The 20,647-nt window shown below is 57.1% G+C and carries 16 protein-coding genes; 5 read left to right on the plus strand and 11 right to left on the minus strand.

The genetic code is table 11. From position 1 onward, the window contains the following. Nucleotides 1–8 precede the first annotated feature (8 nt). The 3 genes from PGS10_RS05565 to PGS10_RS05575 form a co-directional block, all read right to left on the minus strand. Nucleotides 9–2,231: a TonB-dependent receptor domain-containing protein gene (locus PGS10_RS05565; RefSeq protein ID WP_316422540.1), complete on the minus strand. Its 2,223-nt coding sequence runs from the start codon at nt 2,229–2,231 to the stop codon at nt 9–11. 169 nt (nt 2,232–2,400) lie between these two features. Next, nucleotides 2,401–3,192: an energy transducer TonB gene (locus PGS10_RS05570; RefSeq protein ID WP_223683771.1), complete on the minus strand. Its 792-nt coding sequence runs from the start codon at nt 3,190–3,192 to the stop codon at nt 2,401–2,403. Beyond that, nucleotides 3,189–4,052 (minus strand): ChaN family lipoprotein, encoded by an 864-nt coding sequence (locus PGS10_RS05575; RefSeq protein WP_047043632.1) that lies wholly within the window; start codon nt 4,050–4,052, stop codon nt 3,189–3,191. The genes PGS10_RS05570 and PGS10_RS05575 overlap by 4 nt, the downstream gene beginning before the upstream one ends. Nucleotides 4,053–4,472: 420 nt before the next feature. Between PGS10_RS05575 and PGS10_RS05580 the strand changes: the two genes are divergently transcribed. Genes PGS10_RS05580 through PGS10_RS05590 form a run of 3 tightly spaced genes read left to right on the plus strand, consistent with a single transcriptional unit; the run spans nt 4,473 to nt 8,117 of the window. Further along, on the plus strand, nt 4,473–5,489 hold the full coding sequence (locus PGS10_RS05580) for an iron ABC transporter substrate-binding protein (protein WP_045397430.1): 1,017 nt from the start codon (nt 4,473–4,475) through the stop codon (nt 5,487–5,489). 23 nt (nt 5,490–5,512) lie between these two features. Further along, on the plus strand, nt 5,513–7,087 hold the full coding sequence (locus PGS10_RS05585) for an ABC transporter permease (RefSeq protein WP_316422541.1): 1,575 nt from the start codon (nt 5,513–5,515) through the stop codon (nt 7,085–7,087). A 1-nt stretch (nt 7,088) separates the two neighbouring features. Next, the gene (locus PGS10_RS05590; protein ID WP_045397437.1) at nt 7,089–8,117 is read left to right on the plus strand and encodes an ABC transporter ATP-binding protein; all 1,029 of its coding nucleotides are present in this window, start codon (nt 7,089–7,091) and stop codon (nt 8,115–8,117) included. A gap of 201 nt (nt 8,118–8,318) precedes the next feature. On the opposite strand, the gene PGS10_RS05595 is transcribed toward PGS10_RS05590, so the two are convergent. After that, nucleotides 8,319–9,152 carry a helix-turn-helix transcriptional regulator gene (locus PGS10_RS05595; RefSeq protein ID WP_047043623.1) on the minus strand — a complete coding sequence of 278 codons (834 nt, stop codon included), beginning with the start codon at nt 9,150–9,152 and terminating at the stop codon, nt 8,319–8,321. 259 nt (nt 9,153–9,411) lie between these two features. Between PGS10_RS05595 and PGS10_RS05600 the strand changes: the two genes are divergently transcribed. Beyond that, nucleotides 9,412–10,179 carry a phytanoyl-CoA dioxygenase family protein gene (locus PGS10_RS05600; protein ID WP_316422543.1) on the plus strand — a complete coding sequence of 256 codons (768 nt, stop codon included), beginning with the start codon at nt 9,412–9,414 and terminating at the stop codon, nt 10,177–10,179. Nucleotides 10,180–10,192: 13 nt separating this feature from the next. Here the strand turns inward: PGS10_RS05600 and PGS10_RS05605 are convergent, their stop codons facing one another. From PGS10_RS05605 to PGS10_RS05625, 5 genes are all read right to left on the minus strand, one after another. Further along, on the minus strand, nt 10,193–10,534 hold the full coding sequence (locus tag PGS10_RS05605) for a PTS fructose-like transporter subunit IIB (protein ID WP_047043619.1): 342 nt from the start codon (nt 10,532–10,534) through the stop codon (nt 10,193–10,195). A gap of 15 nt (nt 10,535–10,549) precedes the next feature. After that, nucleotides 10,550–11,425 (minus strand): [formate-C-acetyltransferase]-activating enzyme, encoded by an 876-nt coding sequence (locus PGS10_RS05610; protein WP_047050567.1) that lies wholly within the window; start codon nt 11,423–11,425, stop codon nt 10,550–10,552. Further along, nucleotides 11,391–13,688 (minus strand): formate C-acetyltransferase, encoded by a 2,298-nt coding sequence (locus PGS10_RS05615; protein WP_316422544.1) that lies wholly within the window; start codon nt 13,686–13,688, stop codon nt 11,391–11,393. Before PGS10_RS05615 ends, PGS10_RS05610 begins: the two co-directional genes overlap by 35 nt. A 209-nt stretch (nt 13,689–13,897) precedes the next feature. After that, nucleotides 13,898–14,218 carry a PTS fructose-like transporter subunit IIB gene (locus PGS10_RS05620; RefSeq protein WP_032711368.1) on the minus strand — a complete coding sequence of 107 codons (321 nt, stop codon included), beginning with the start codon at nt 14,216–14,218 and terminating at the stop codon, nt 13,898–13,900. 20 nt (nt 14,219–14,238) lie between these two features. Then, nucleotides 14,239–15,315: a PTS fructose transporter subunit EIIC gene (locus tag PGS10_RS05625; RefSeq protein WP_047043613.1), complete on the minus strand. Its 1,077-nt coding sequence runs from the start codon at nt 15,313–15,315 to the stop codon at nt 14,239–14,241. A 309-nt stretch (nt 15,316–15,624) separates the two neighbouring features. Between PGS10_RS05625 and ptsP the strand changes: the two genes are divergently transcribed. Further along, nucleotides 15,625–18,126: a phosphoenolpyruvate--protein phosphotransferase gene (gene ptsP, locus PGS10_RS05630; protein ID WP_047065405.1), complete on the plus strand. Its 2,502-nt coding sequence runs from the start codon at nt 15,625–15,627 to the stop codon at nt 18,124–18,126. 37 nt (nt 18,127–18,163) lie between these two features. Here ptsP and PGS10_RS05635 read toward each other — a convergent pair whose 3' ends face one another. Both PGS10_RS05635 and PGS10_RS05640 read right to left on the minus strand, forming a co-directional pair. Beyond that, complete coding sequence (locus PGS10_RS05635; RefSeq protein ID WP_032714222.1) at nt 18,164–19,129, minus strand: PDR/VanB family oxidoreductase; 966 nt, start codon at nt 19,127–19,129, stop codon at nt 18,164–18,166. A 56-nt stretch (nt 19,130–19,185) separates the two neighbouring features. Then, the gene (locus PGS10_RS05640) at nt 19,186–20,634 is read right to left on the minus strand and encodes an NAD-dependent succinate-semialdehyde dehydrogenase (protein ID WP_213797474.1); all 1,449 of its coding nucleotides are present in this window, start codon (nt 20,632–20,634) and stop codon (nt 19,186–19,188) included. Between the last annotated feature and the right edge of the window lie 13 nt (nt 20,635–20,647).

The raw sequence follows: 20,647 nt of genomic DNA on the forward strand, positions 1-20,647 counted from the left end.
AATAGGGCTCAGAACTGGATTTCGCCGCCGAAAATATAGGTGCGGCCGCGGGCGGTGGTGTTAACAGACGCCCCCTCTTTGGCGTTATCGAGACTCTGGTTCATACGGTTTAGCGCTTCGGAATAGTCACGATTCGTCACGTTCTGCACGCTAAAGCGCAGCAGCACGTTCTCGGTCATCTGCCAGCTGCTATAGAGGTCGATAATGGTCGGGATCTTCGGCATGCTCTCTTTCGGCACCGTATTGGTATCGAGGCTAATACCTTCGGTACTCAGGCGTTTTGATTTACCGGTGAATTTCACCAGGCTGCCGACGGTGAGTTTGCGATCGAACAGGCGCCCGCCGACATCAACCGTGGCGTAGCTGCTGGGAAGATCGCTCAGGTCGCTATAGGCGAAGCTATAGACCGTGCTGGCAATAGAGGTGGGCTGATCGGTACGCTGCTTGCTCCATGACACATTGGCGTAGGCAAAACCGATGTCGTATCCGGCTTCAATCTCATAGCCCTCGGTGGTCACCGGCGAGGTCACGTTAACTGAGATATTGGCGTTGAAATCCGGCGAAGCATTGGCGACATCTTTACACAGCCCGCCGTTGCTGCACAGCAGGAAGGATTCGCTGGTGATGTAATCTTTAATCCGCGAGCGGTAGGTAAGCGCTTTCAGATGAAGGCTATCCTGCTCGCTCAATAATCCTTTTTTGATAACGTTAAAACCGGCCTCCCAGGTCTCGGCTTTTTCCGGCTTCAGGAACGGATTCATCGATGCGCCGCCCTCGTTGGCGAAGAACACTTCCTGAACGTTCGGCGCGCGCGATGAACGGCTCCAGCTGACAAACGGCTGCAGCCATGGCGTCACCTGAGCGGAGAAGGTCGCCGAGGGATTAAAACCGTTATCTTTGACGTTGAGCTGGGTTGCCCCTTGCGGGAAGCATTTTTCGTTATCTGCACAGGCCGGTTTATAGCCCTGTACCCGGCTACGGGTATAGTTGAGATTAAGATCGAGCTGATAAATATCCTTGTTTAATGTCAGCCCGCTATAGAGCGAGGCGATCTTCTGTTTGCCCGCCGGGGCAAAGGCGTTATGGTCGGTCTCGTTATCCTGCACGAAGCGGCGGGAATAGCGGGTGTCCATTAACTTGCCGCCTAGCTGGAAAGCGGCATACAGATCGTCGGTAATACGAAAACGGCTGGTGTTGTTCACGTCCAGCGCGTTGGACTTATTGGTGGTCGAGGAGTCGTTAAAATTATACAGCGACTCCGGTTTATATGCCTGATTGCCGCGGCTGGTGCTGGCCAGGACATTAAACTCGACCAGTTCATTGAGCGGCGCATAGTTATAGCGCAGATAGTAGTCGTCGCTGCTAATATCGCGACGGGTAAAACTATTGCGATAATTACGCCCGGAAAACTCGAAGCGGTTAAATTGATCGACGTTGAAATTGATTTTGTACAGCTGCGAGCGCGGCTCCTGGCGCAGATATTTATTATCTTCGCCGATAAACTCTTCGCTGCTGCGTCCGCCGCCGTTTTTATAGGTCGCATAGGTGCGGGTGCCGCTGATGCCGAGCAGCGCGCCAAGGCCGCCGCCGTTATCGAAAGTGTCGGTTTTGCCGGCTACCGTTACCATACCGGTACGGCCGAGTCCGTTATCGCCCACGGAAAAACGCGACAGCAGGCCGACTTGATGCCCCGGTTTTAACACATCATCGATACCGATCGTACGCAGGTTGGCGCTGCCCGCCAGCGCGTTGACGCCTTGCGAACCGGCGCTATTGCCGCGGGTGATATCCACTTCGGCCAGAAAGTTAGGGTCCAGCGGCACTCCGGCGGCGGTATTCGCCCCGCCGTGATAGTTAGCCGGCGCCATGCCGAAGAAGGTCTGGGTGACGCCATCCACCATGGTGTTGACCCGGCCCAGCCCGTTCATACCGCGAATATTGACGCTGATGGTGCCCTGCAGCGGGTCGATTTGCGTATAGGTGCCCGCCATGCTGCGCAGCGAGGCGTCGAGGCTTTGCAGATTCTTATTGAGCGTTCGCGAGCTGTAGGCGCCGGGACGGGTATAGCTCTCCTCTGAGGAGCCGACCTGGCCGGCATTCTCCGCCAGCGGGTTATCGGTAATGGTGATAGGAGAGAAAACAGATTCTCCTTCGCTTTCGGCGGCGAAAGCCTGGCCGTTGACGATAAGGAGCCCGGTGACGAGCCCCTTAATGAGCTGTGATTTTTCCATAATCAAATCCTGAGGTAATAAATATTTAACGCACAAAAAGGGCAGCAGCGTGCATCGCGCTTATTGCTAAGTGCGATGACACATTGCCCAAAATAAAAAAACATCAGCGGTCAGTGACCGTTATAAATAACGTCCGGGTTGCCTGAATAAATAACAGGGAACCTGGGGTTTATATTTTTAATAAGCCGAATTCCACCGGCAGCGTGACCTTATTTATACCGTTACGCAGCAGCTCTTTTGGCGGCGGCGGAAGCGGACGCGCATTTTCCAGCGCCATCAGCGCGGCGCGATCCAGCGAATGGGTCCCTGAAGAGTTCACCAACTGCGATTGCAACACCTCGCCGCGTTCGTTGACGCTGAAGGTAATAATGGCGGTACCGGTACGTTTACGGCGGCGCGCATCTTCCGGGTAGTGGCGCATTTTGTTGATTTTGCCTTTCACCAGCGATTCCCAACTGATCTTGTTGTCGCTCAGGCGTGCGGCATCGCTATCGAGCGGCGCGGTGGTACGCTGAGTGAGGGCGGCTGGCGCCGGGGGCGCGGCGAAGCTGGTGATGGTTGAGTTACCCTTTTCCTCTTGCTGCTGGCGGCGGGACTGTTTTTTAACCTCGATTTTCTTTTTCCGCTGCGGTTCGGGTTTGCTGGCGGAGAGCTTTATTTGCGCATTGTCATGAATGAGCAGCTTCGGCGCCTCTTTCACCGCTGCGGTTTCCTGCTCGGTCATCGCCTCGACTTTGCGCTGCTGGGTGACGCCCGGCGGCAGCTCGGGGTGAATAAATGACACTTCCAGTTCCGGCGCGAACTCTACCATCACCGCGGCAGGGGGGGCGACATCCGGCGGCGAGGCGAAGTGAATGATAAAAGGCACCGCCAGCGCCAGATGGCCCAGCACGCTGGCCGTTGTCCCCGCGAACCAGCGGGGACGCGACGCTATTAATGGCGTGGAGAGAGGGATATTCATTTTTCTGCCGCTACCGACCAGACATAATCAGCCTGCTTCGCCGTCGGCGTGGCGCCGTCGGTGGTCAGCAGCAACACCAGCGGTTTTTCCGCCCTGAGGTCGGCAAGATGCAGCGGTACGCCAATATCTTTGGCCGCATGATAGCCGCCGGCAATCAGCAGCGCCGGGCGCGGCGCGGCTTTCATTTGCGTCGCCATCAGGCGATCGCGCTGCTGCTGGATGGCGAGCATGGAAGTGACCTGCTCGCCATCGATTTGCCCGTTATGCATCAGATAGATAATGGCCGATAGCGATTCATGTACCTGCGGGCTGTTGGAGAGCGTTCCGCGGGGAAACGTGGGATGCTGATAGATGTCGCTCACCTGCTGGCGGCTGAGATTGGCTGCCAGCAGCGGATAAGGCGCTTGCAGCGCGGTCATCACGACGTCGCGATAAAGCGCCCACGGCCAGCCGGGATTCCAGCGCAGCGTTTCCGCCGCGCGAGTGGCGGAAACGGTCGTCCCGCTGAGGCTGGCCTGCTTGACCCGATTAACCGCTTCCTGCTGGCTTAGGTCGATCATCTCCATCAGCACGCTACCCTGCGGGCGAAGGGTGTGAAGGTTCTGCAGCAACCAGCGCTCAATCTGGTGATGCTGGGTGTTGGTATGTTCTTCGCCAACAATAACCAGCGGCGCCTGGGCGAGTTGGTTCAGCAATTGTTGCGGCGTCAGGGAGCGCCCGCTGGCGGTATCACGAATATCCGCCTGCTCTACCAGCGCGCCCTCCCCGGCAGGGGAGAGGGGATAAACCGGGCTGTGACAGGCGCTCATGAGCAACGCGCAGCCTATAACCAGAGTGTTTAAAAGGGTTTCCTTAAACATAAAATATCCATTTTCGGCTTTTTAGTCGTCTTTTCTTCGTATCTTGCTGCTGGAACAGGATGATATGTGATATTGAGAATGATTATCAAGATCATTCTCATTTAAAATTATTGGCAAGAGTGATGGTTTCATCCGGCAAACAGCGGTCCGTTGCCGTGTCGCGGGGAGAATCTGTGAAGACGATCAAGATTTTAAACAGCGATAATATTTAAACCTGTTGGCTTAATGTTGTCTTAAGGTTTGTTTCAGTCGCGCGTCGAAATAAGCATTTTGTCATCAGGAAATTCTAATTGGCGGTGTTTTTCACTTTTTTAAAATGATGGTAATTGTTTTCATTATCATTCACATTCCTCTGTGATTTAATCCGTGCCAGCCCGGTTTCTCCACGGCTTTTCGACTACCCATACTAAGGATTAGCTTATGAATTTCCGCTTATCGGCATATTGCGCGGCGATGCTCGCTGCGACGGCTCTGTTTACCGCTCCGCAGGTTATGGCTGCTGACAACGGCGACGGCATTGTGGTGTATAACGCCCAGCACGAAAACCTGGTGAAATCCTGGGTTGACGGCTTTACCAAAGAAACCGGTATTAAGGTCACGCTGCGCAACGGCGACGATAGCGAATTGGGTAATCAACTGGTGCAGGAGGGGTCAGCCTCGCCGGCGGATGTCTTCCTGACCGAAAACTCGCCTTCCATGGTGCTGGTCGATAACGCCAAACTGTTTGCGCCGCTGGATGCCGCAACGCTGAATCAGGTCGCCCCGCAGTATCGTCCCGAGCACGGCCGCTGGATTGGCATTGCCGCCCGCAGCACCGTTTTCGTCTATAACCCGGCGAAAATCAGCGAATCTCAGCTGCCGCATTCGCTGATGGATCTGGCGAAACCTGAGTGGAAAGGGCGCTGGGCCGCCTCCCCATCGGGTGCCGACTTCCAGGCTATCGTCAGCGCCATGCTGGCGTTGAAGGGTGAAAAAGCGACCCTCGACTGGCTGAAGGCGATGAAAACGAACTTCGTGGCCTACAAAGGCAACAGCACGGTAATGAAAGCGGTCAACGCCGGTCAAATCGACGGTGGGGTGATCTACCACTATTACCGCTTTGTCGACCAGGCGAAAACCGGTGAGAACAGCAAAAACACCAAACTTTATTATTTCAAAAATCAGGATCCGGGCGCTTTCGTGAGTATCTCCGGCGGCGGCGTACTGGCTTCCAGCAAACATAAAGAGCAGGCGCAGGCCTTTATCAAATGGATCACCGGCAAGCAGGGTCAGGATGAGCTGCGCACCAATAACGCCTTCGAATATGCGGTGGGCGTGAATGCCGCCTCTAACCCGAAACTGACGCCGCTGAAAGAGCTGGATGCGCCGAAGGTTGAACCGTCAACGCTCAATAGCAAGAAAGTGATCGACCTGATGACCCAGGCGGGCCTGCTGTAATTTGATGCTGAAGTGATTTATCTATGTCTGCTCTGAGTCTGGTACTCGGAAAGAAAACAGGACGCCTGCCCGAGCGCAGGCGTCCTGCATTTCCGATGGTTGCCTTAGCTGTACTGTTTTCGCTAATGGCGTTACTGCCGTTAGGTTTTGTGGCCGCCGTAGGAATTGAGACCGGCTGGCCGACCATAAAAGCACTGGTGTTTCGCCCGCGGGTGGCTGAACTGCTCAGCAATACGCTATGGCTGACGCTGCTGGCGGTGCCTATTTGCATCGCCTTGGGCGTGGCGGTGGCCTGGCTTACTGAACGCACCGTGCTTGCCGGGCGTCAGCTGTGGTCGGCGCTGGCTGTCGCGCCGCTGGCTATCCCGGCATTTGTCCAGAGCTATGCCTGGGTCAGCGCGGTTCCTTCGCTCCACGGTCTGTCCGCCGGGGTGTTCCTCTCCGTGCTGGCCTACTATCCCTTTATCTACATGCCGGTGGCGGCGGTGCTCCGTCGTCTCGACCCGACGCTGGAAGATGTTGCCGCCTCGTTGGGCACGCCGCCGTGGAAGGTTTTCTTCCGCGTGGTGCTGCCGCAACTGCGGTTGGCTATCTGCGGCGGCGCGCTGCTGGTGGCGCTGCATCTGCTGGCGGAATATGGCCTGTATGTGATGATTCGCTTCGACACCTTCACCACCGCCATTTATGACCAGTTCCAGTCCACCTTTAGCGGCCCGGCGGCGAATATGCTGGCGGGAGTGCTGGCGCTGTGCTGCCTGGCGATCCTGCTACTGGAGAGCGTTTCGCGCGGTAAAGCGCGCTACGCGCGCATCGGCGCCGGCGCGGCGCGCGAACAGAAGCGACGTCCGTTGGGGAACGTGGCCGCATGGGCCGCGCAACTGCTGCTGCTGACGCTGGTGATGCTGGCGATGGGCGTCCCGCTGCTGGTGCTGTGCCGCTGGCTATGGCTCGGCGGGGTGGAGAACTGGCTGCATGCCGATCTCTGGCATTCGCTACGCCAGACCCTGATGCTGGGCGCGGGCGGCGCGCTGCTGACCACCGCCTGCGCGATTCCTATCGCCTGGCTCGGCGTGCGTTATCCGCGCCGGCTGTTCCGCCTGCTGGAGGGCTGTAATTACATCACCAGCTCACTGCCGGGTATCGTTACCGCGCTGGCGCTGGTGACGGTGACTATCCACTATGCCCGCCCGGTGTATCAGACCGAAGTGACGCTGTTTCTGGCTTACCTGCTGATGTTCATGCCGCGAGCGTTAATTAACCTGCGCGCCGGTATCGCCCAGGCGCCAGTTGAGCTGGAAAACGTCGCCCGTAGCCTTGGGCGCAGTCCGGCCCGCGCCTTATGGAGCGTCACCATGCGTCTTGCCGCCCCGGGAGCGGCCGCTGGCGCCGCGTTGGTGTTTCTTGGCGTGAGCAACGAGCTTACCGCGACGTTGCTGCTGTCGCCGCTAGGCACCCGCACGCTGTCGACCGGTTTTTGGGCGTTAACCAGCGAGATCGACTACGTCGCCGCGGCGCCTTATGCGATGCTGATGATCGTGATTTCGCTACCGCTGACGGCGGTTCTTTATGTGCAGTCGAAAAAAATTGCAGGGTTGTAACATGCTGGAATTGTCTTCTATCTCGAAATCTTTCGCCGACGCGCTGGTGCTCGATAACCTTAATCTGACCGTGGCGCCGGGAAGCCGTACCGCCATTGTCGGCCCGTCGGGTTCCGGTAAAACCACGCTGCTGCGAATTCTTGCCGGTTTTGAAACCCCGGATCACGGGCGAATCGTTCTGCAGGGCAACACCCTGTTTGCCGACGGCGTGTTTGTGCCGGCGCATCAGCGTGGGATCGGTTTCGTGCCGCAGGAAGGGGCGCTGTTCCCCCATCTTAACGTCGCGGACAATATCGCCTGGGGGCTCGATTGCGGTCGCGAAGAGAAACGGCGCCGGGTCGCCGCGCTGATGGAAATGGTGGCGTTAGATTCGACATTAGCGAGCCACTGGCCGCATGAAATTTCCGGCGGCCAGCAGCAGCGGGTTGCGCTGGCGCGCGCGCTGGCCCAGCGGCCATCGCTGATGCTGCTGGATGAACCTTTCTCGGCGCTGGATACCGGGCTGCGTGCGGCGACGCGCAAAGCCACCGCCGACCTGCTGGCCGAGGCTGGGGTGGCGTCGATTCTGGTTACTCACGATCAGACGGAGGCGCTGTCGTTTGCAAGCCAGGTCGCGGTGATGCGGCAGGGGCGTTTTACTCAGGTAGGAACCCCGTTCGAGGTCTATTCGCGCCCGGTTGACGAGGCCACCGCGCTATTTCTTGGCGATGCGCTGGTGCTCGACGCCGAGCTCACGGAGGGGCGCGCGCGTTGCGCCATCGGCGAGTTACCGACTGACAATCCTCACGCCAGCGGCCGCGGACGCGTAATGCTGCGCCCGGAGCAACTGCGGGTGTCGCCGTGCGGGCCGCAGGAGAGCGCCTTTCGCATCGTAGATGTCGATTTCGCCGGCCATATCTCGACGCTGACGGTGACGGTAGCGGGGCAATCAATGCCGCTGGTGCTGAAAACCGTCAGCCAGGCTGCCTGGCAAACAGGCGCTCCGGTTCGCCTGGAGATTATTGGCCAGGCGCGGATATTTTGCGCATAGCGGCTAAAAGCTGACCGCTCAGCTGGGATAAAAATTGATTTGGCGCGGAGATGCGTTAATTAGCTGCTGATGTAGCACATTGTGCTAATTACACTACCCGCGAACGCATTAGTATCCGCGCCACTGATCTCGTCGCCATGGAGTGGTAGGTCGTTGGAATATTTCCGCGGGGTCAGTCCATTCTTATTTCCCCTGAGATGATTAACGCTGCTGCGCGCTACGGCAGTGGCGACGATATTCCGAAGGTGAACGTTCAGTATTACGTTTAAACACCCGGCAAAAATAGTTGCTATCGATAAAGCCGCAATTATGCGCAATTTCTTTTACTTTTAAATCGTAACCGCGTAATAGTTGCTTGGCTTTTTCCAGCCGCACGGCGGTTAGATATTCATTAAAGCCCACTGACCCCGATTTCTGAAATATATGCGAAAGATAGTTCGGAGTAATATGAAAGCGTCTGGCAACCGATTCGCGGGTCAGCGGCTGGCTAAGATTTTCTTGCAGATAATCCTGAACCGCTAAAAACAGATCGCGGCTGCGGCTAACGCGCATTTCCAGACCGACAAGTTGTTCAAGGCAGTGGCTTAACAGCGCGGAAACCACCAGCCGGGCGGTTATTGGGTCAGGTTGCAGGCAGACTTCATTCAACGCCAGCAGCAGATAGGAGCCAACGCGGGGGCCCAGCCGGGCGACGTTTTGCTTTTCAGTATGTAGTTTTTTTCCGTCCCAGCGCTGAATGCAAAAGCCGAGCTTTTGGCGGCCAAATAAAATGCTGAGCGTGACCGCCGGACCGTTCCACTCGGGTAGCGTCCACTTTCCCGCCTGTACGTAGAGTACCTGCGAAGTGGCTAAAACCGCCGCGGATAGCGGTAGACCCTGATCATGGAGCTCGCCTTCAAGGACGATTTCCAGACGCGGGAAGGGCACCTTCAACGCCAGCGCCGGAACGGGAATATCCGGCTCCGGAAAGCGGACCTGCAGCCTATCTTTTTGATTAACTAAACGATTTAGTATGCCCGCCAGATCATCAATCATCCTGTCGACCCCGAGTTAAAATTATCTCTTTGATTATAATCTTTTTTATCCTGATGTTCCGCCTTACGGCGCGCGGCGGATGCATTATTAAATGGGTGAATATTTACAACGAATTTACCCATCGGCAATTATTGATAAGGCTCACATTTTTGTGTCTGGCGTACGGATATCCAGTTTTTCGTAGTTTTCCCTTCCTGCCTGGTCGTTGGCCGCATCGTAGAGTTTGATTGTGTTATCTAAAAGTTAAAAGGAAGGCAATATGGACTCACAATCGATGATTCATCTGGAGGCGCTTGGCGCGACCCGGACGCTAAGCGACCAAATGAAACATGAACTTGATACGCTTGGCTATACCGTGGTGCACAACGTCGTTGATCCTCAGTGGCTGAGCGAGATACGCGAGCGCATTGACGCGCTGGTGGAGCGTGAAGGCGAGAATCTGGCGATGGAACACCATCAGGAGGCGACGGCGACGCGTATTGCCAACCTCATCAACAAGGGCGTTATCTGGGAGAAGGTGTGGTCGCATCCGCTCATTCTTTCCGCCTGTCGTTATATTTTTAATGGCGCGTTTAAAGTTTCCAGCCTCAATGCCCGCGAGGCGCTGTATAACGGTGGTCATCAACCGCTGCACGCCGACTGGAAAAAGCCACGGGTAGACTTCCCGAAAGTGCATCTGGTCAATACGATATGGGCTATTGATGATTTGAGCGCCGCCAACGGCGCGCCGCGGATTATTCCCGCTACCCATCTGCTCCCGGAGCTGCCGGAAGAGGTTTTGGCGGATCCGGAAAAGACACATCCTGATGAAATTGTTTTTGCCGCGCCGGCCGGCAGCGTAATGATTTATAACGCGCATGCCTGGCACGGCGGCACCCGCAATCGTGAAGGCAGCAGAAGGCGCGTGCTTCATGGCTTATATATTGATCGTGCTGATACCGCGCAGCAGGACCAGCAGCGCTGGCTGACGCCAGAAACGGCGAGCCGCCTGACACCCGCGCAAAAGTGGCTGCTCGACGTGCAATAAACGCCGTGGCCGGTCAGGGAACTTCCAGGTAAACGACCGGCTTTTTCATAATGCTATTAACGGCTTTGACAATCTGCTGTGGCTGCAACAGGAATGTGGCGATACTGGTTTTAATGGTACGGAGTCCGTCAAAGCGTTGAGCGCCATCGATTTCGATATCGGTTACCAGTAACACCACCGTGGCGCGGGCAATATCCTCTTCGCTAATTCGGTTTTCCACGCCGAGCGCGCCCTGGGTTTCCACTTTCAGAGACCATTTTTCATGATGACCGACTTTTTCCAGTAGCTCGGCTGCCATATAGGTATGTGCAACCCCGCTCACGCAGGCGGTCACCGCGACAATGTTGAAGTCCATAACATCCTCCAGGCGTTAACCGCCGATAGTGACGTGATATCCTGCTGCTTCAGCCAGCGCTTGATAAGGATGAATATCCGCCTCTCGGGGAGCGTTGACGTTGGCCAGCGGCCAGGTTTTACCCAGCAGACGGTATTTCGCCTCGCCATATTGATGAAACGGCAACAGATGAATCTCCGTCAGACCGAACGGCGCGAGGAACTTTAAGATCTGCTTAAAATTCTCCGTGTTCATCGTGTAGCCAGGGATCAGCGGCACGCGCGGGATAAGATTCATTTTGCGGATGGCCAACTGACGGAAGTTGTCCAGCACTCGCGGCTGATTCATCTGCAGTAGTGAATGGGCCTGCTCGCTATTCATGATTTTCAAATCAAACAGTATTTCGTCACAGGCTTCGGCCACCGGGAGAAAACGGCTAAAGGCGCAGTCGCCCGCGGTCTCGATAGCGGTGCGCACCCCCCAGTGGCGCAGGTGCTGGAGGAAGCGGGCGGCAAACACGGCCTGCATCAGCACTTCGCCCCCAGACAGGGTGACGCCGCCGCCGGAGGCGCGGAAGAAGACCTCGTCCTTAAGCACCTCGCGCAGCAGGGCATCGAGCGTAACATCCCGGCCAATCTGCTCCCATGCCCCGGAGGGACACTCGGCGACGTCCTGCAGGCAGCGCGTGCAGCGCAGGCATTTACTCTCCCGGCGCACGGTCTGGATCTTTGGCGAGATCGATTCAGGATTGGCGCACCACGGGCAGGTGTGGGGGCAGCCTTTGAAAAACACCACCGTGCGGATCCCTTGCCCGTCATTAAGCGAGTAGCGTTGGAGGTTAAAAATGCGCGCCGTATCGGCGCGCGTTTCGATGACCTCACAGCTGATGCGCGGTGCGGCGGATAATGTCATCCTGTATCTCCTTTGACAGCTCAACAAAGAAGGCGCTGTAACCTGCGACGCGCACCACCAGACCGGCAAAATCCTGCGGCCGCTGCTGCGCTTCACGCAGCGTGTCGGCGTTGACCACGTTAAACTGGATATGCTGCAGTTTGAGCTTGCAGAAGGCCTGTAAAAAGTCTGCCAATTTGTTCAGGCCGCTGTCGCCGGCAAGCGTTGCCGGGGTGAATTTTACGTTCAGCAGCGTACCGTTCGATAGCAGATAATTATCCAGTTTGCTGACCGATTTCAGCACCGCCGTCGGCCCCTGGGCATCCTGCCCAACCATTGGCGACAGGCCGCCGTCCGCCAGCTGTTCGCCGGCCAACCGGCCGTCCGGCGTCGCGCCGACCACCGAGCCCAGCGGCACATGCGCGGATACGGTATAGGAGCCTGGGGTGAAATGGCCGCCGCGCGGGTTTAGATACCGTTCTACCTCTTTACAGTAAAAACGCAGCAGATCGGCGCTAATATTATCCACTTCGTCGATATCGTTGCCGTATTTCTCGTAACGGTTGATCAAACGGGCGCGGATTTTTTCTCCTTCCGGCGTGCGGAAGTTGGCTTTCAGTACCGCCATCAGTTCGGCAAAGCTGAGGCGCTGTTGCTCGAAGACCATGCCCTTCAGCGCGTGCAGCGAATCGCTCAGGTTAGCGATTCCGATACCCTGAACGCCGGAGAAGTTATAGCGCGCGCCGCCTGCGGTGATATCTTTGCCGTGCTGCACGCAATCTTCGATAAAGGATGACAGCAGGGGGACCGGAGCCCAGTCGCGGTGTCCGATATCGCAAATGTTGCTGCCCTCGACCATCAGCTTGATGTAATAGCGGATTTTGTCGCGGATTTGGCTGATGAGACCGTCCCAGCTGACTTCAGGCTGATGTTCATTTTCCTGCAGCACAATTTCCATCACCTTCAGCAGATTAAACATCGCGATATCGTGCAGGCCGTAGGTGCGCCCTGGAATAGAGAGCTCTACGCAGCCGACCACCGCGTAATCGCGGGCATCTTCCAGCGACACGCCGCGGTTAAGGAAGGCCGGGACGACCACTTCATCGTTGAAAATCTGCGGGATCCCGGTACCCAGGCGAATGGTCTCAGCGGTTTTGCGCAGGAACGGGCGGTCAATCAGCTCATTGACCCGCACGCCCAGATTCGGCTGCGGTAGCTGCACATTCTGGTAAGCATCAAGAGAAAGAAAGGACAGTACGTTTACCGCACTACGCCCGGTTTCCGTCAGTCCGCCAAGCAGGGCGGTGTAGCCGGTGGGAAAACCGGCGAAATAGCGTGCGCTGCTGGATGAACGCAGTAGAACGATATCGTTACACTTCACCCATAGCGACTCCAGTAGCTCCTTGAGATACGCGGGATCCTGACCCTGATTCAGCGATGCCTGATAAAAAGGCAACATGTACTGGTCAAAGCGTCCGAGCGAAATCGAGCTGGCGTTGGACTCGTACTGCAAAATAATATTCATATACCAGAACAGCTGGCAGGCCTGGGCAAAATCCTGCGGCCGATGCTGCGCGTTATGGCGTGAGATGGCGGCGATGGTTGCCAGCTCCTGCTGACGCCGGGCATTCGTGCAGTTGGCGGCCATCTCTTCCGCCAGCGTGGCGTAGCGCAAAATATGACGCTGCGAAGCTTCAAGCAAGATCAGGACCGCCTGATAAAAGTGGTTATCAGGCTGCCGGGCGCAGTGTGATTTCAGCTCGGCGATCAGCGCATCAAGGCCATTATTCAGCAGCCGCGGATAGTCGATAATAATATGGCCCTGGCCTTTATCCGTCTGATTAACGCTGAGAATCTGCGTGCCGATCGCGGCCTTGACCTCCTCGGTTATTTGACCGTTAATGAAATCTTTCATCGAACGCTTTTCCCAGTAAGGGAACAGCGTTTCGCGGTAAATCCGCTTATCTTCTTCACTTATCGCGAAGCGGTCCTGCGGGCGGGTCGGGAAGGCGTCGAGCTCGTTGAGCAGCCAGTAGGGGTCCATCTCCGGCGACATGATCCCCGCACGTGGTTTGACGGTGCGGTTGCCGGCAATCAGTTCATCATCACGAATCGAAATGGCCACCTTATCGAGGATCCACGCCGTGGCTTTCGCCCGGCGGATAATCACCGGCTCCCCCTCCGTTAGCCGATGGCTGGCGGTATAGAGCAATGCGCGTTCAAGGGAGATTTCGCGCGGCTGGGCGAACAGGCTGGCTTTCAGGCGTTGAGTACGATTCGTCATGACAAACTCCATGTTGTGGCTAAGAGGCGCGTAGCGCCTCTGAGATTAATGACAAACCTCATGCAATCATTGAGCTTGCAAATTGCACCAGGCAAATAACAAGGAAAATCAATTTATTGATTTTCGTCTGATAACCACAAAGAAGGAAAAACCACGCTTTTTCCTTCTTTGTCAGCAGTCTGAGAGGCGCGTAGCGCCTCTTTTGGGCTTCAGGCGTTCTGGGAAAGGTGGCTGTCTATCTTGTTCATGATGGCGTCTGCGCGTTTTACCGCATCGCTGATGTTGACGCGCACAATGGTTTTCCCGGCAAAGCGTTCTTCAAACTTAATGCCGATGTCTTTGGTCAGGATGACCATATCGGCAGCGGCGATCTCTTCCGCCGTAAGTTCGTTCTCAATACCAATGGAACCCTGGGTCTCTACCTTAACCTGCCAACCTTTGGCTTTGGCGGCGCTTTCCAGCGACTCGGCGGCCATATAGGTATGAGCGACGCCCGATGGGCAGGCGGTAACGGCGATAATGTGGGTCATAAGGTGTTCCTTCCAGTCTGTTAGTTAATTTCGAAATCAAGATCTAATTCATCGTCGTCCTGGGCGTCGGACGGTTTCTTTTTGGTGAATGCTTTCAGAGTGATGACACAGGCCGCGCTGACGCAGGCGCCGACAAAGAGTGCGGTGACAAAGGCGAGTTTGCCCTGGACCACCGGCAGCACGATAAGCCCGCCCCAGCCGGCATAGCACTGCGCGCCCATCAGCGCGGCGGTAACGCAGCCGCAGGCGGCGCCAATCATGTTGGCGGGAATAACGCGCAGCGGGTCGGCGGCGGCAAAGGGGATGGCGCCTTCGGTCACGCCGACGCAGCCCATCACCAGCGCGGCCTTGCCGGTTTCACGCTCTTCGGCGGTAAAATATTGACGGCCAATCAACGTCGCCAGCCCCATGCCCAGCGGCGGTACGGCGATGCCGACCGCGGCGATTGCCACGACGCTGTAGACGCCCTGAGAGACGCAAATCAGCATAAAGGCGTAGGCCACTTTGTTGACCGGGCCGCCCATATCAAAAGCCAGCATCAGGCCCATAATGATGGCCAGCACCACGATGCTGCCTTCGCGCATCCCTTGCAGCCAACTGGTCAGGTTTGCGGTCAGCGCGCCTACCGGCTCGCCGAGCCCCCACATCATGATCCCGGCGGTGATAAAGGTGCCGACGATGGGAATGATGAAAATCGGCATCACCGAGCGCAGAACTTTATGTACGGGGATTTTTTTCAGGTAATAGACCACCAGACCGCCAATCATGCCGGCTATCAACGCGCCGAAGAAGCCGGCGCCGAAGCTGTTGCCCACCCAGGCGCCAATGGCGCAAGGGGCCAGCGCGGCGCGGTCAGAAATGGAGTAGCCGATATAGGCGGCAAGAAAAGGCACCATCAGCGTCAGCCCGGCGACGCCGATATCAAAGAGCTTCTTCAGATTAGGGTCGGTGGCGGCATCGGGCACCGCGCCTTTGCCATACAACATGACGGACACCGCCAGTAGGATCCCGCCCGAGACGACGAAGGGGATCATGTGTGAGACGCCGGTCATCAGATGCTGGCGAGTATTTTTTAGTATTTGCACCAGTTCGTTCATTGCTTGCTCCTGAGCGCTGTGTGGCCCGTGACAGTATTGATGCTTCAACATTAGAAAAAGGGCGGGGTATAAAATAGTAGAGAAAAAGTGCATTTACTGGATATTTGTAAGGTGAGAAAGGAATTGCGATCAACCTCAAATCTTAGCTGTGAAGAGGGTTGTGTATGTCCTGGCTGATGAATTGTGATGGTGAGCATAAAAAAGATGTATGTGTACAATAGTCCAGTAATTGCCAGTTTTATCACGTAGTTCATTGCGCCTTCTTTCATTACCTTTGGCTGAAATAACGCATTGCTCAGGAGGAAGGCGATGGCACTGGTAATTGAATTCATATGTGATTTGCCAAATGGCGTGCATGCGCGCCCGGCAAGCCTGGTCGAAACGCTGTGTAACCGCTTTTCATCGGCGGTTGAGTGGCGGAATCTGCGTAGCGACGGTCGCGGGAATGCGAAAAGCGCGCTGGCGATCATTGGTAGTAACACCCTCAAGGGCGACGCCTGTCAGCTGATTATCAGCGGTGAGGATGAAGCCGAAGCATTTGCCGCGTTAACCGCGTTTATCGAAAATGAGTTTCCGCACTGCGATGCGCCGCTACCTGCCGCGCAAGCGTTGGATATCGAGCCGGTACCGGAATCGCTGTCGCGGCTGAATCCAACGCTGTTTCCTGCGCGCCCGGTCTGCGCCGGCAGTGCGGGCGGTAAGCTGGTTCATCTCAAATCACGCGATCTTCACGACCTTGGCGAACTGCCCGTCGCCGCCGGCCTTGAACAGGAGCAGACGGCGCTGGATAACGGTTTGCGTCTGCTGGTGCAGGATATCGATCTGCGGTTGCTGGACAATGACGGCACCGCCAGCGCGATTCTGCAAGCTCACCGTTCGCTGGCGACCGATGCTTCCCTGCGCCAGCACCTGCTTGGCGGTATTCTTACCGGCCTTAGCTGCGCGCAGGCTATTGTCGCCACCGGCGACCACTTCTGCGCCCAGTTCCGCGATTCCGGCAACAGCTATCTGCAGGAACGAGTGCTGGATGTCCGCGACGTCTGTTTCCAGCTATTGCAGCATATTTACGGTGAAGACCGCTTTCCGGCACCGGGACAACTGCGGGAAGCGGCTATTTGTCTTGCCGATGAACTGACCCCAAGCCAGTTTCTGGAACTGGATAAGTCGCAGTTGAAAGGGCTACTGCTGCGCAGCGGTGGCACCACTTCACATACTGTCATTCTGGCCCGTTCGTTCAATATTCCTACCCTGGTGGGGGTTGACCTGCCGGCGCTGCTGCCGTGGGTCGATACCCAGGTACAGATAGACGGTAATGCCGGGCTGCTGGTGGTGGACCCCAGCCCAGCGGTGGCGCGTTATTATCAGCAGGAGGCCTGGCTACAGGAGCAAATTCAGCAACAGCAGCAGGTATGGCTCGATAAAGCCGGGCAGACGCAAGACGGTATCCGCGTCGAGATTGCCGCCAATATCGCGCATTCGGTGGAAGCGGTGGCGGCATTCAATAACGGCGCGCAGTCGGTTGGGCTGTTCCGCACCGAAATGTTGTATATGGACCGCCCTGGCGCGCCGTCGGAAAATGAGCTCTACAACATCTTTTGTCAGGCGCTGGAGCCGGCCAACGGCCGCAGCATTATCGTGCGGACCATGGATATCGGCGGCGATAAGCCGGTGGCGTATCTCAATATTCCGGCGGAAAACAATCCGTTCCTCGGCTACCGCGCGGTGCGCATTTATGAAGAGTATCAGGCGCTGTTTCATACTCAACTGCGGGCGATTTTACGCGCCTCGGCGCATGGCTCGCTGAAAATTATGATCCCGATGATTTCATCAATGGAGGAGATTCTGTGGGTGAAAGAGCGGCTGGCGGAGGCCAAGCAGTCGCTGCGCGCCGAACAGATCCCGTTTGATGAAAAGATCCCGCTCGGTATCATGCTGGAGGTACCGTCGGTGATGTTTATCATCGATCAGTGCTGTGAAGAGATCGATTTCTTTAGCATCGGCAGTAACGACTTAACGCAGTATCTGCTGGCGGTCGATCGCGATAACGCTAAAGTAACGCGCCACTACAACAGCCTGAATCCGGCCTTCCTGCGCGCGCTGGACTATGCCGTGCAGGCGGTGCATCGTCAGGGGAAATGGATTGGCCTGTGCGGCGAGCTGGGGGCGAAAGGGTCGGTGCTGCCGCTGCTGGTTGGCCTCGGTTTAGATGAATTGAGTATGAGCGCGCCGGCAATCCCGGCGACCAAGGCGCGCCTGGCGCAACTGGATAGTCGCGCCTGCCGCCAGCTGCTGAATCAGGCGATGCAGTGCCGTACTTCGCTGGAAGTGGAACATCTGCTGGCCCAGTTCCGCATGCGTCAGCAGGATGTTCCGCTGGTGAGTACCCAGTGCATTACGCTTAATAGCGACTGGCGCAGCAAAGAAGAAGTTCTGAAAGGGATGACCGACAATCTGCTGTTGGCCGGGCGTTGCCGCTATCCGCGTAAGCTGGAAGCCGATCTGTGGGCCCGCGAGGCGGTGTTCTCCACCGGTCTGGGCTTTAGCTTCGCCATTCCGCACAGTAAATCCGAGCATATTGAACAGTCGACCATCAGCGTCGCGCGGCTGGCGCAACCGGTGATGTGGGGCGATGAAGAAGCGCAGTTTGTCATTATGCTGACGCTGAACAAACACTCGGCGGGTGACCAGCATATGCGGATCTTCTCACGCCTGGCGCGGCGGATTATGCATGAGGGTTTTCGTACCGCTCTGGTAAATGCGGCAAGCCCCGAGGATATCGCCGAACTGTTGCGCCGCGAGCTGGAACTGTGATTGTCTCTCCGGCCAGCGCCGCTGGCCGGAGAGCGTGCTATAAATCCAGCACTAACCGGCCGCCTTTAGCGCGTGAGCAGCAGATCAGCATACTCTGCTGGCTGGCTTTCTCTTCATCGCTGTAGTACTGATCGCGGTGGTCGGCTTCACCCTCGAGAATCATCGTTTCGCAGGTGCCGCATACTCCTTCGCGGCACAGGCATTCCACCTTCGCCGCTTTGTTATTCTCAATAACCTGCAAAATGGTCATATCCTGCGGCACGGTAAATTCGCGTCCGGAACGCGCCAGCACCAGCGTAAATGCTTCTCCGCCTTTATCCTCAAGGATAAATTGCTCAAAGTGCAGCTGGCTGGCGGGAACCTGATGCCGTTCGGCGGCGGCTTTCACCGCCTCGTTAAGCGCAGCCGGGCCGCAGGTATAGACGTGGGTTCCGGGCTCGATGTCGGCGAACAGGCGCGACAGATCGAGACGGCTGCCGAGCGCTGAGATGTGAATATTGACCCGGTCGCGCCACGGCGCGGCGCGAAGCGTATCGACGAAAGCATTACTGTCGGCGTCGTGAAAACAGTAATGCAGCTGCCAGTCGGCCTGCCGCTGTTCCAGTTCCGGAATATGCGATAAGAAGGGCGTAATGCCGATGCCGCCGGCGATCAGTAGATGCTTGCGCGCCTGGGGTTCGATGGCGAAAAGATTGTTGGGGGTGGACACCGTCAGGGTATCGCCCGGGCGCACCTGCTGGTGCATAAAACGCGAGCCGCCTTTGGAAGGCGACTCGAGACGCACCGCAATCTGCCAGCTGGCGGTATCCAGCGGCGAGCTCATTAGCGAATAGGCATTGCTGTAGCGCTGCTCGCCATCCTGCATCTGGACGATTATATGGCTGCCGCCGCTGAACTCCGGTAGCGGAGCGCCGGTCGACGAGACCAGCGTAAAACGCTTAACCTGGGCGGTGATCTGTTCAACATCGCGAACGATCGTCTCAAACATTTGATAATCAGACATCGCTGAACTCCATCAAAAATCCCGGCGTGGCCAGAGCCGCCGCCGGGAGAATACAGTTACAACCCCTGGCAGAGATACTTCATCTCCAGGTAATCTTCGATACCGTGTTCCGACCCTTCGCGGCCAAGACCCGACTGTTTCACTCCGCCAAATGGCGCGACTTCATTAGAAATCAGCCCGGTATTGATGCCGACCATGCCGTATTCCAGCTGTTCGGAGACGCGCCAGATACGGGCGGCATCGTTGCTGTAAAAATAGGAGGCGAGGCCGTAGATGGTGTTATTGGCCTGCTCAATGACCTCTTGCTCATCCTCAAATTTCACCAGCGCGGCCACCGGGCCGAAAATCTCTTCCTGCAGCAGCAGTGACCCCGGCTGTACGTCGCCGATCACCGTAGGGGTGAAGAAATTACCGCCCAGCGGATGCGCTTTACCGCCGGTTAACAGCGTCGCGCCGCGGGTGAGCGCGTCGTCGAGCAGGGACTGGACTTTGCGTCCGGCGTCGGCGTTGATAAGCGGGCCAATCTGGACATCGGACTCGCTGCCATCGCCGACTTTCAAGGCGGCGACGCGGGCGACGAACTTGTCGCAGAATTGGTCGTAGACGGCGCGATGAATATAGAAACGGTTGACGCAGACGCAGGTTTGCCCGGCGTTGCGGAACTTGGCGATCAGCGCCCCCTCGACCGCTTTATCGATATCGGCGTCGTCAAAGACGATAAACGGCGCGTTACCGCCGAGCTCTAAAGAGAGCTTTTTGATGGATTCCGCGCACTGGCGCATCAGCACGCGGCCGACTTCGGTCGAACCGGTAAAGGAGAGCTTACGCACCCGCTCATCGCCGGTGAACACCGCGCCAATCTCACGCGACTGCCCGGTTACGACGTTAATGACGCCCTGCGGGATCCCGGCCTGATTCGCCAGTTCCGCCATCGCCAGCGCGGTAAACGGCGTTTCATTGGCAGGCTTAATTACCATCGTACAACCCGCGGCCAGCGCCGGGCCGGCCTTACGGGTGATCATCGCCGCCGGGAAGTTCCACGGGGTGATCGCCGCGCAGACGCCCACGCCCTGGCGGATCACCATCAGGCGTTTATCGGCGCCGGGGGAGGGGATTATCTCGCCGTTGGCGCGTTTCCCTTGTTCGGCAAACCACTCGATAAACGAGGCCGCATAGGCGATTTCGCCTTCCGCTTCCGCTAGCGGCTTGCCCTGCTCGGCGGTCATAATCTGCGCCAGCGCGGACTTGTTTTCGAGGATCAGGCGGTGCCAGTTCTTCAATAGCGCGGCGCGCTGGGCGGCGGTAAGCGCGCGCCATGCCGGCAGCGCGGCAGCGGCGGCATCCACCGCCTGCTGCGCTTCCGTCCGGCCCATATTGGGGATCTGGCCGAGCGTCGCGCCGGTGGAGGGATTGCTGACGGCAAGCGTCGTACCGTCGGCGGCGTCGCGCCAGCTTCCGGCAATCAGCGCCTGCTGGCGAAACAGATTTGAGTGAAATACGGACATGGCTAACTCCTTC

The organism is Klebsiella sp. 141153, assembly GCF_032601995.1.
In the GTDB taxonomy this organism is placed as follows: Bacteria; Pseudomonadota; Gammaproteobacteria; order Enterobacterales; family Enterobacteriaceae; genus Klebsiella; species Klebsiella aerogenes.

Coding starts and splice junctions, on each gene's coding strand:
- PGS10_RS05620 (WP_032711368.1), bottom strand. CDS start 14,218: ATGACCCACATTATCGCCGTTACCGCCTGCCCATCGGGCGTCGCTCAT.
- PGS10_RS05635 (WP_032714222.1), bottom strand. CDS start 19,129: ATGTCTGATTATCAAATGTTTGAGACGATCGTTCGCGATGTTGAACAG.
- PGS10_RS05590 (WP_045397437.1), top strand. CDS start 7,089: ATGCTGGAATTGTCTTCTATCTCGAAATCTTTCGCCGACGCGCTGGTG.
- PGS10_RS05605 (WP_047043619.1), bottom strand. CDS start 10,534: ATGGACTTCAACATTGTCGCGGTGACCGCCTGCGTGAGCGGGGTTGCA.
- PGS10_RS05565 (WP_316422540.1), bottom strand. CDS start 2,231: ATGGAAAAATCACAGCTCATTAAGGGGCTCGTCACCGGGCTCCTTATC.
- PGS10_RS05595 (WP_047043623.1), bottom strand. CDS start 9,152: ATGATTGATGATCTGGCGGGCATACTAAATCGTTTAGTTAATCAAAAA.
- PGS10_RS05580 (WP_045397430.1), top strand. CDS start 4,473: ATGAATTTCCGCTTATCGGCATATTGCGCGGCGATGCTCGCTGCGACG.
- PGS10_RS05610 (WP_047050567.1), bottom strand. CDS start 11,425: ATGACATTATCCGCCGCACCGCGCATCAGCTGTGAGGTCATCGAAACG.
- PGS10_RS05570 (WP_223683771.1), bottom strand. CDS start 3,192: ATGAATATCCCTCTCTCCACGCCATTAATAGCGTCGCGTCCCCGCTGG.
- PGS10_RS05615 (WP_316422544.1), bottom strand. CDS start 13,688: ATGACGAATCGTACTCAACGCCTGAAAGCCAGCCTGTTCGCCCAGCCG.
- PGS10_RS05575 (WP_047043632.1), bottom strand. CDS start 4,052: ATGTTTAAGGAAACCCTTTTAAACACTCTGGTTATAGGCTGCGCGTTG.
- PGS10_RS05600 (WP_316422543.1), top strand. CDS start 9,412: ATGGACTCACAATCGATGATTCATCTGGAGGCGCTTGGCGCGACCCGG.
- PGS10_RS05625 (WP_047043613.1), bottom strand. CDS start 15,315: ATGAACGAACTGGTGCAAATACTAAAAAATACTCGCCAGCATCTGATG.
- PGS10_RS05640 (WP_213797474.1), bottom strand. CDS start 20,634: ATGTCCGTATTTCACTCAAATCTGTTTCGCCAGCAGGCGCTGATTGCC.
- ptsP (WP_047065405.1), top strand. CDS start 15,625: ATGGCACTGGTAATTGAATTCATATGTGATTTGCCAAATGGCGTGCAT.
- PGS10_RS05585 (WP_316422541.1), top strand. CDS start 5,513: ATGTCTGCTCTGAGTCTGGTACTCGGAAAGAAAACAGGACGCCTGCCC.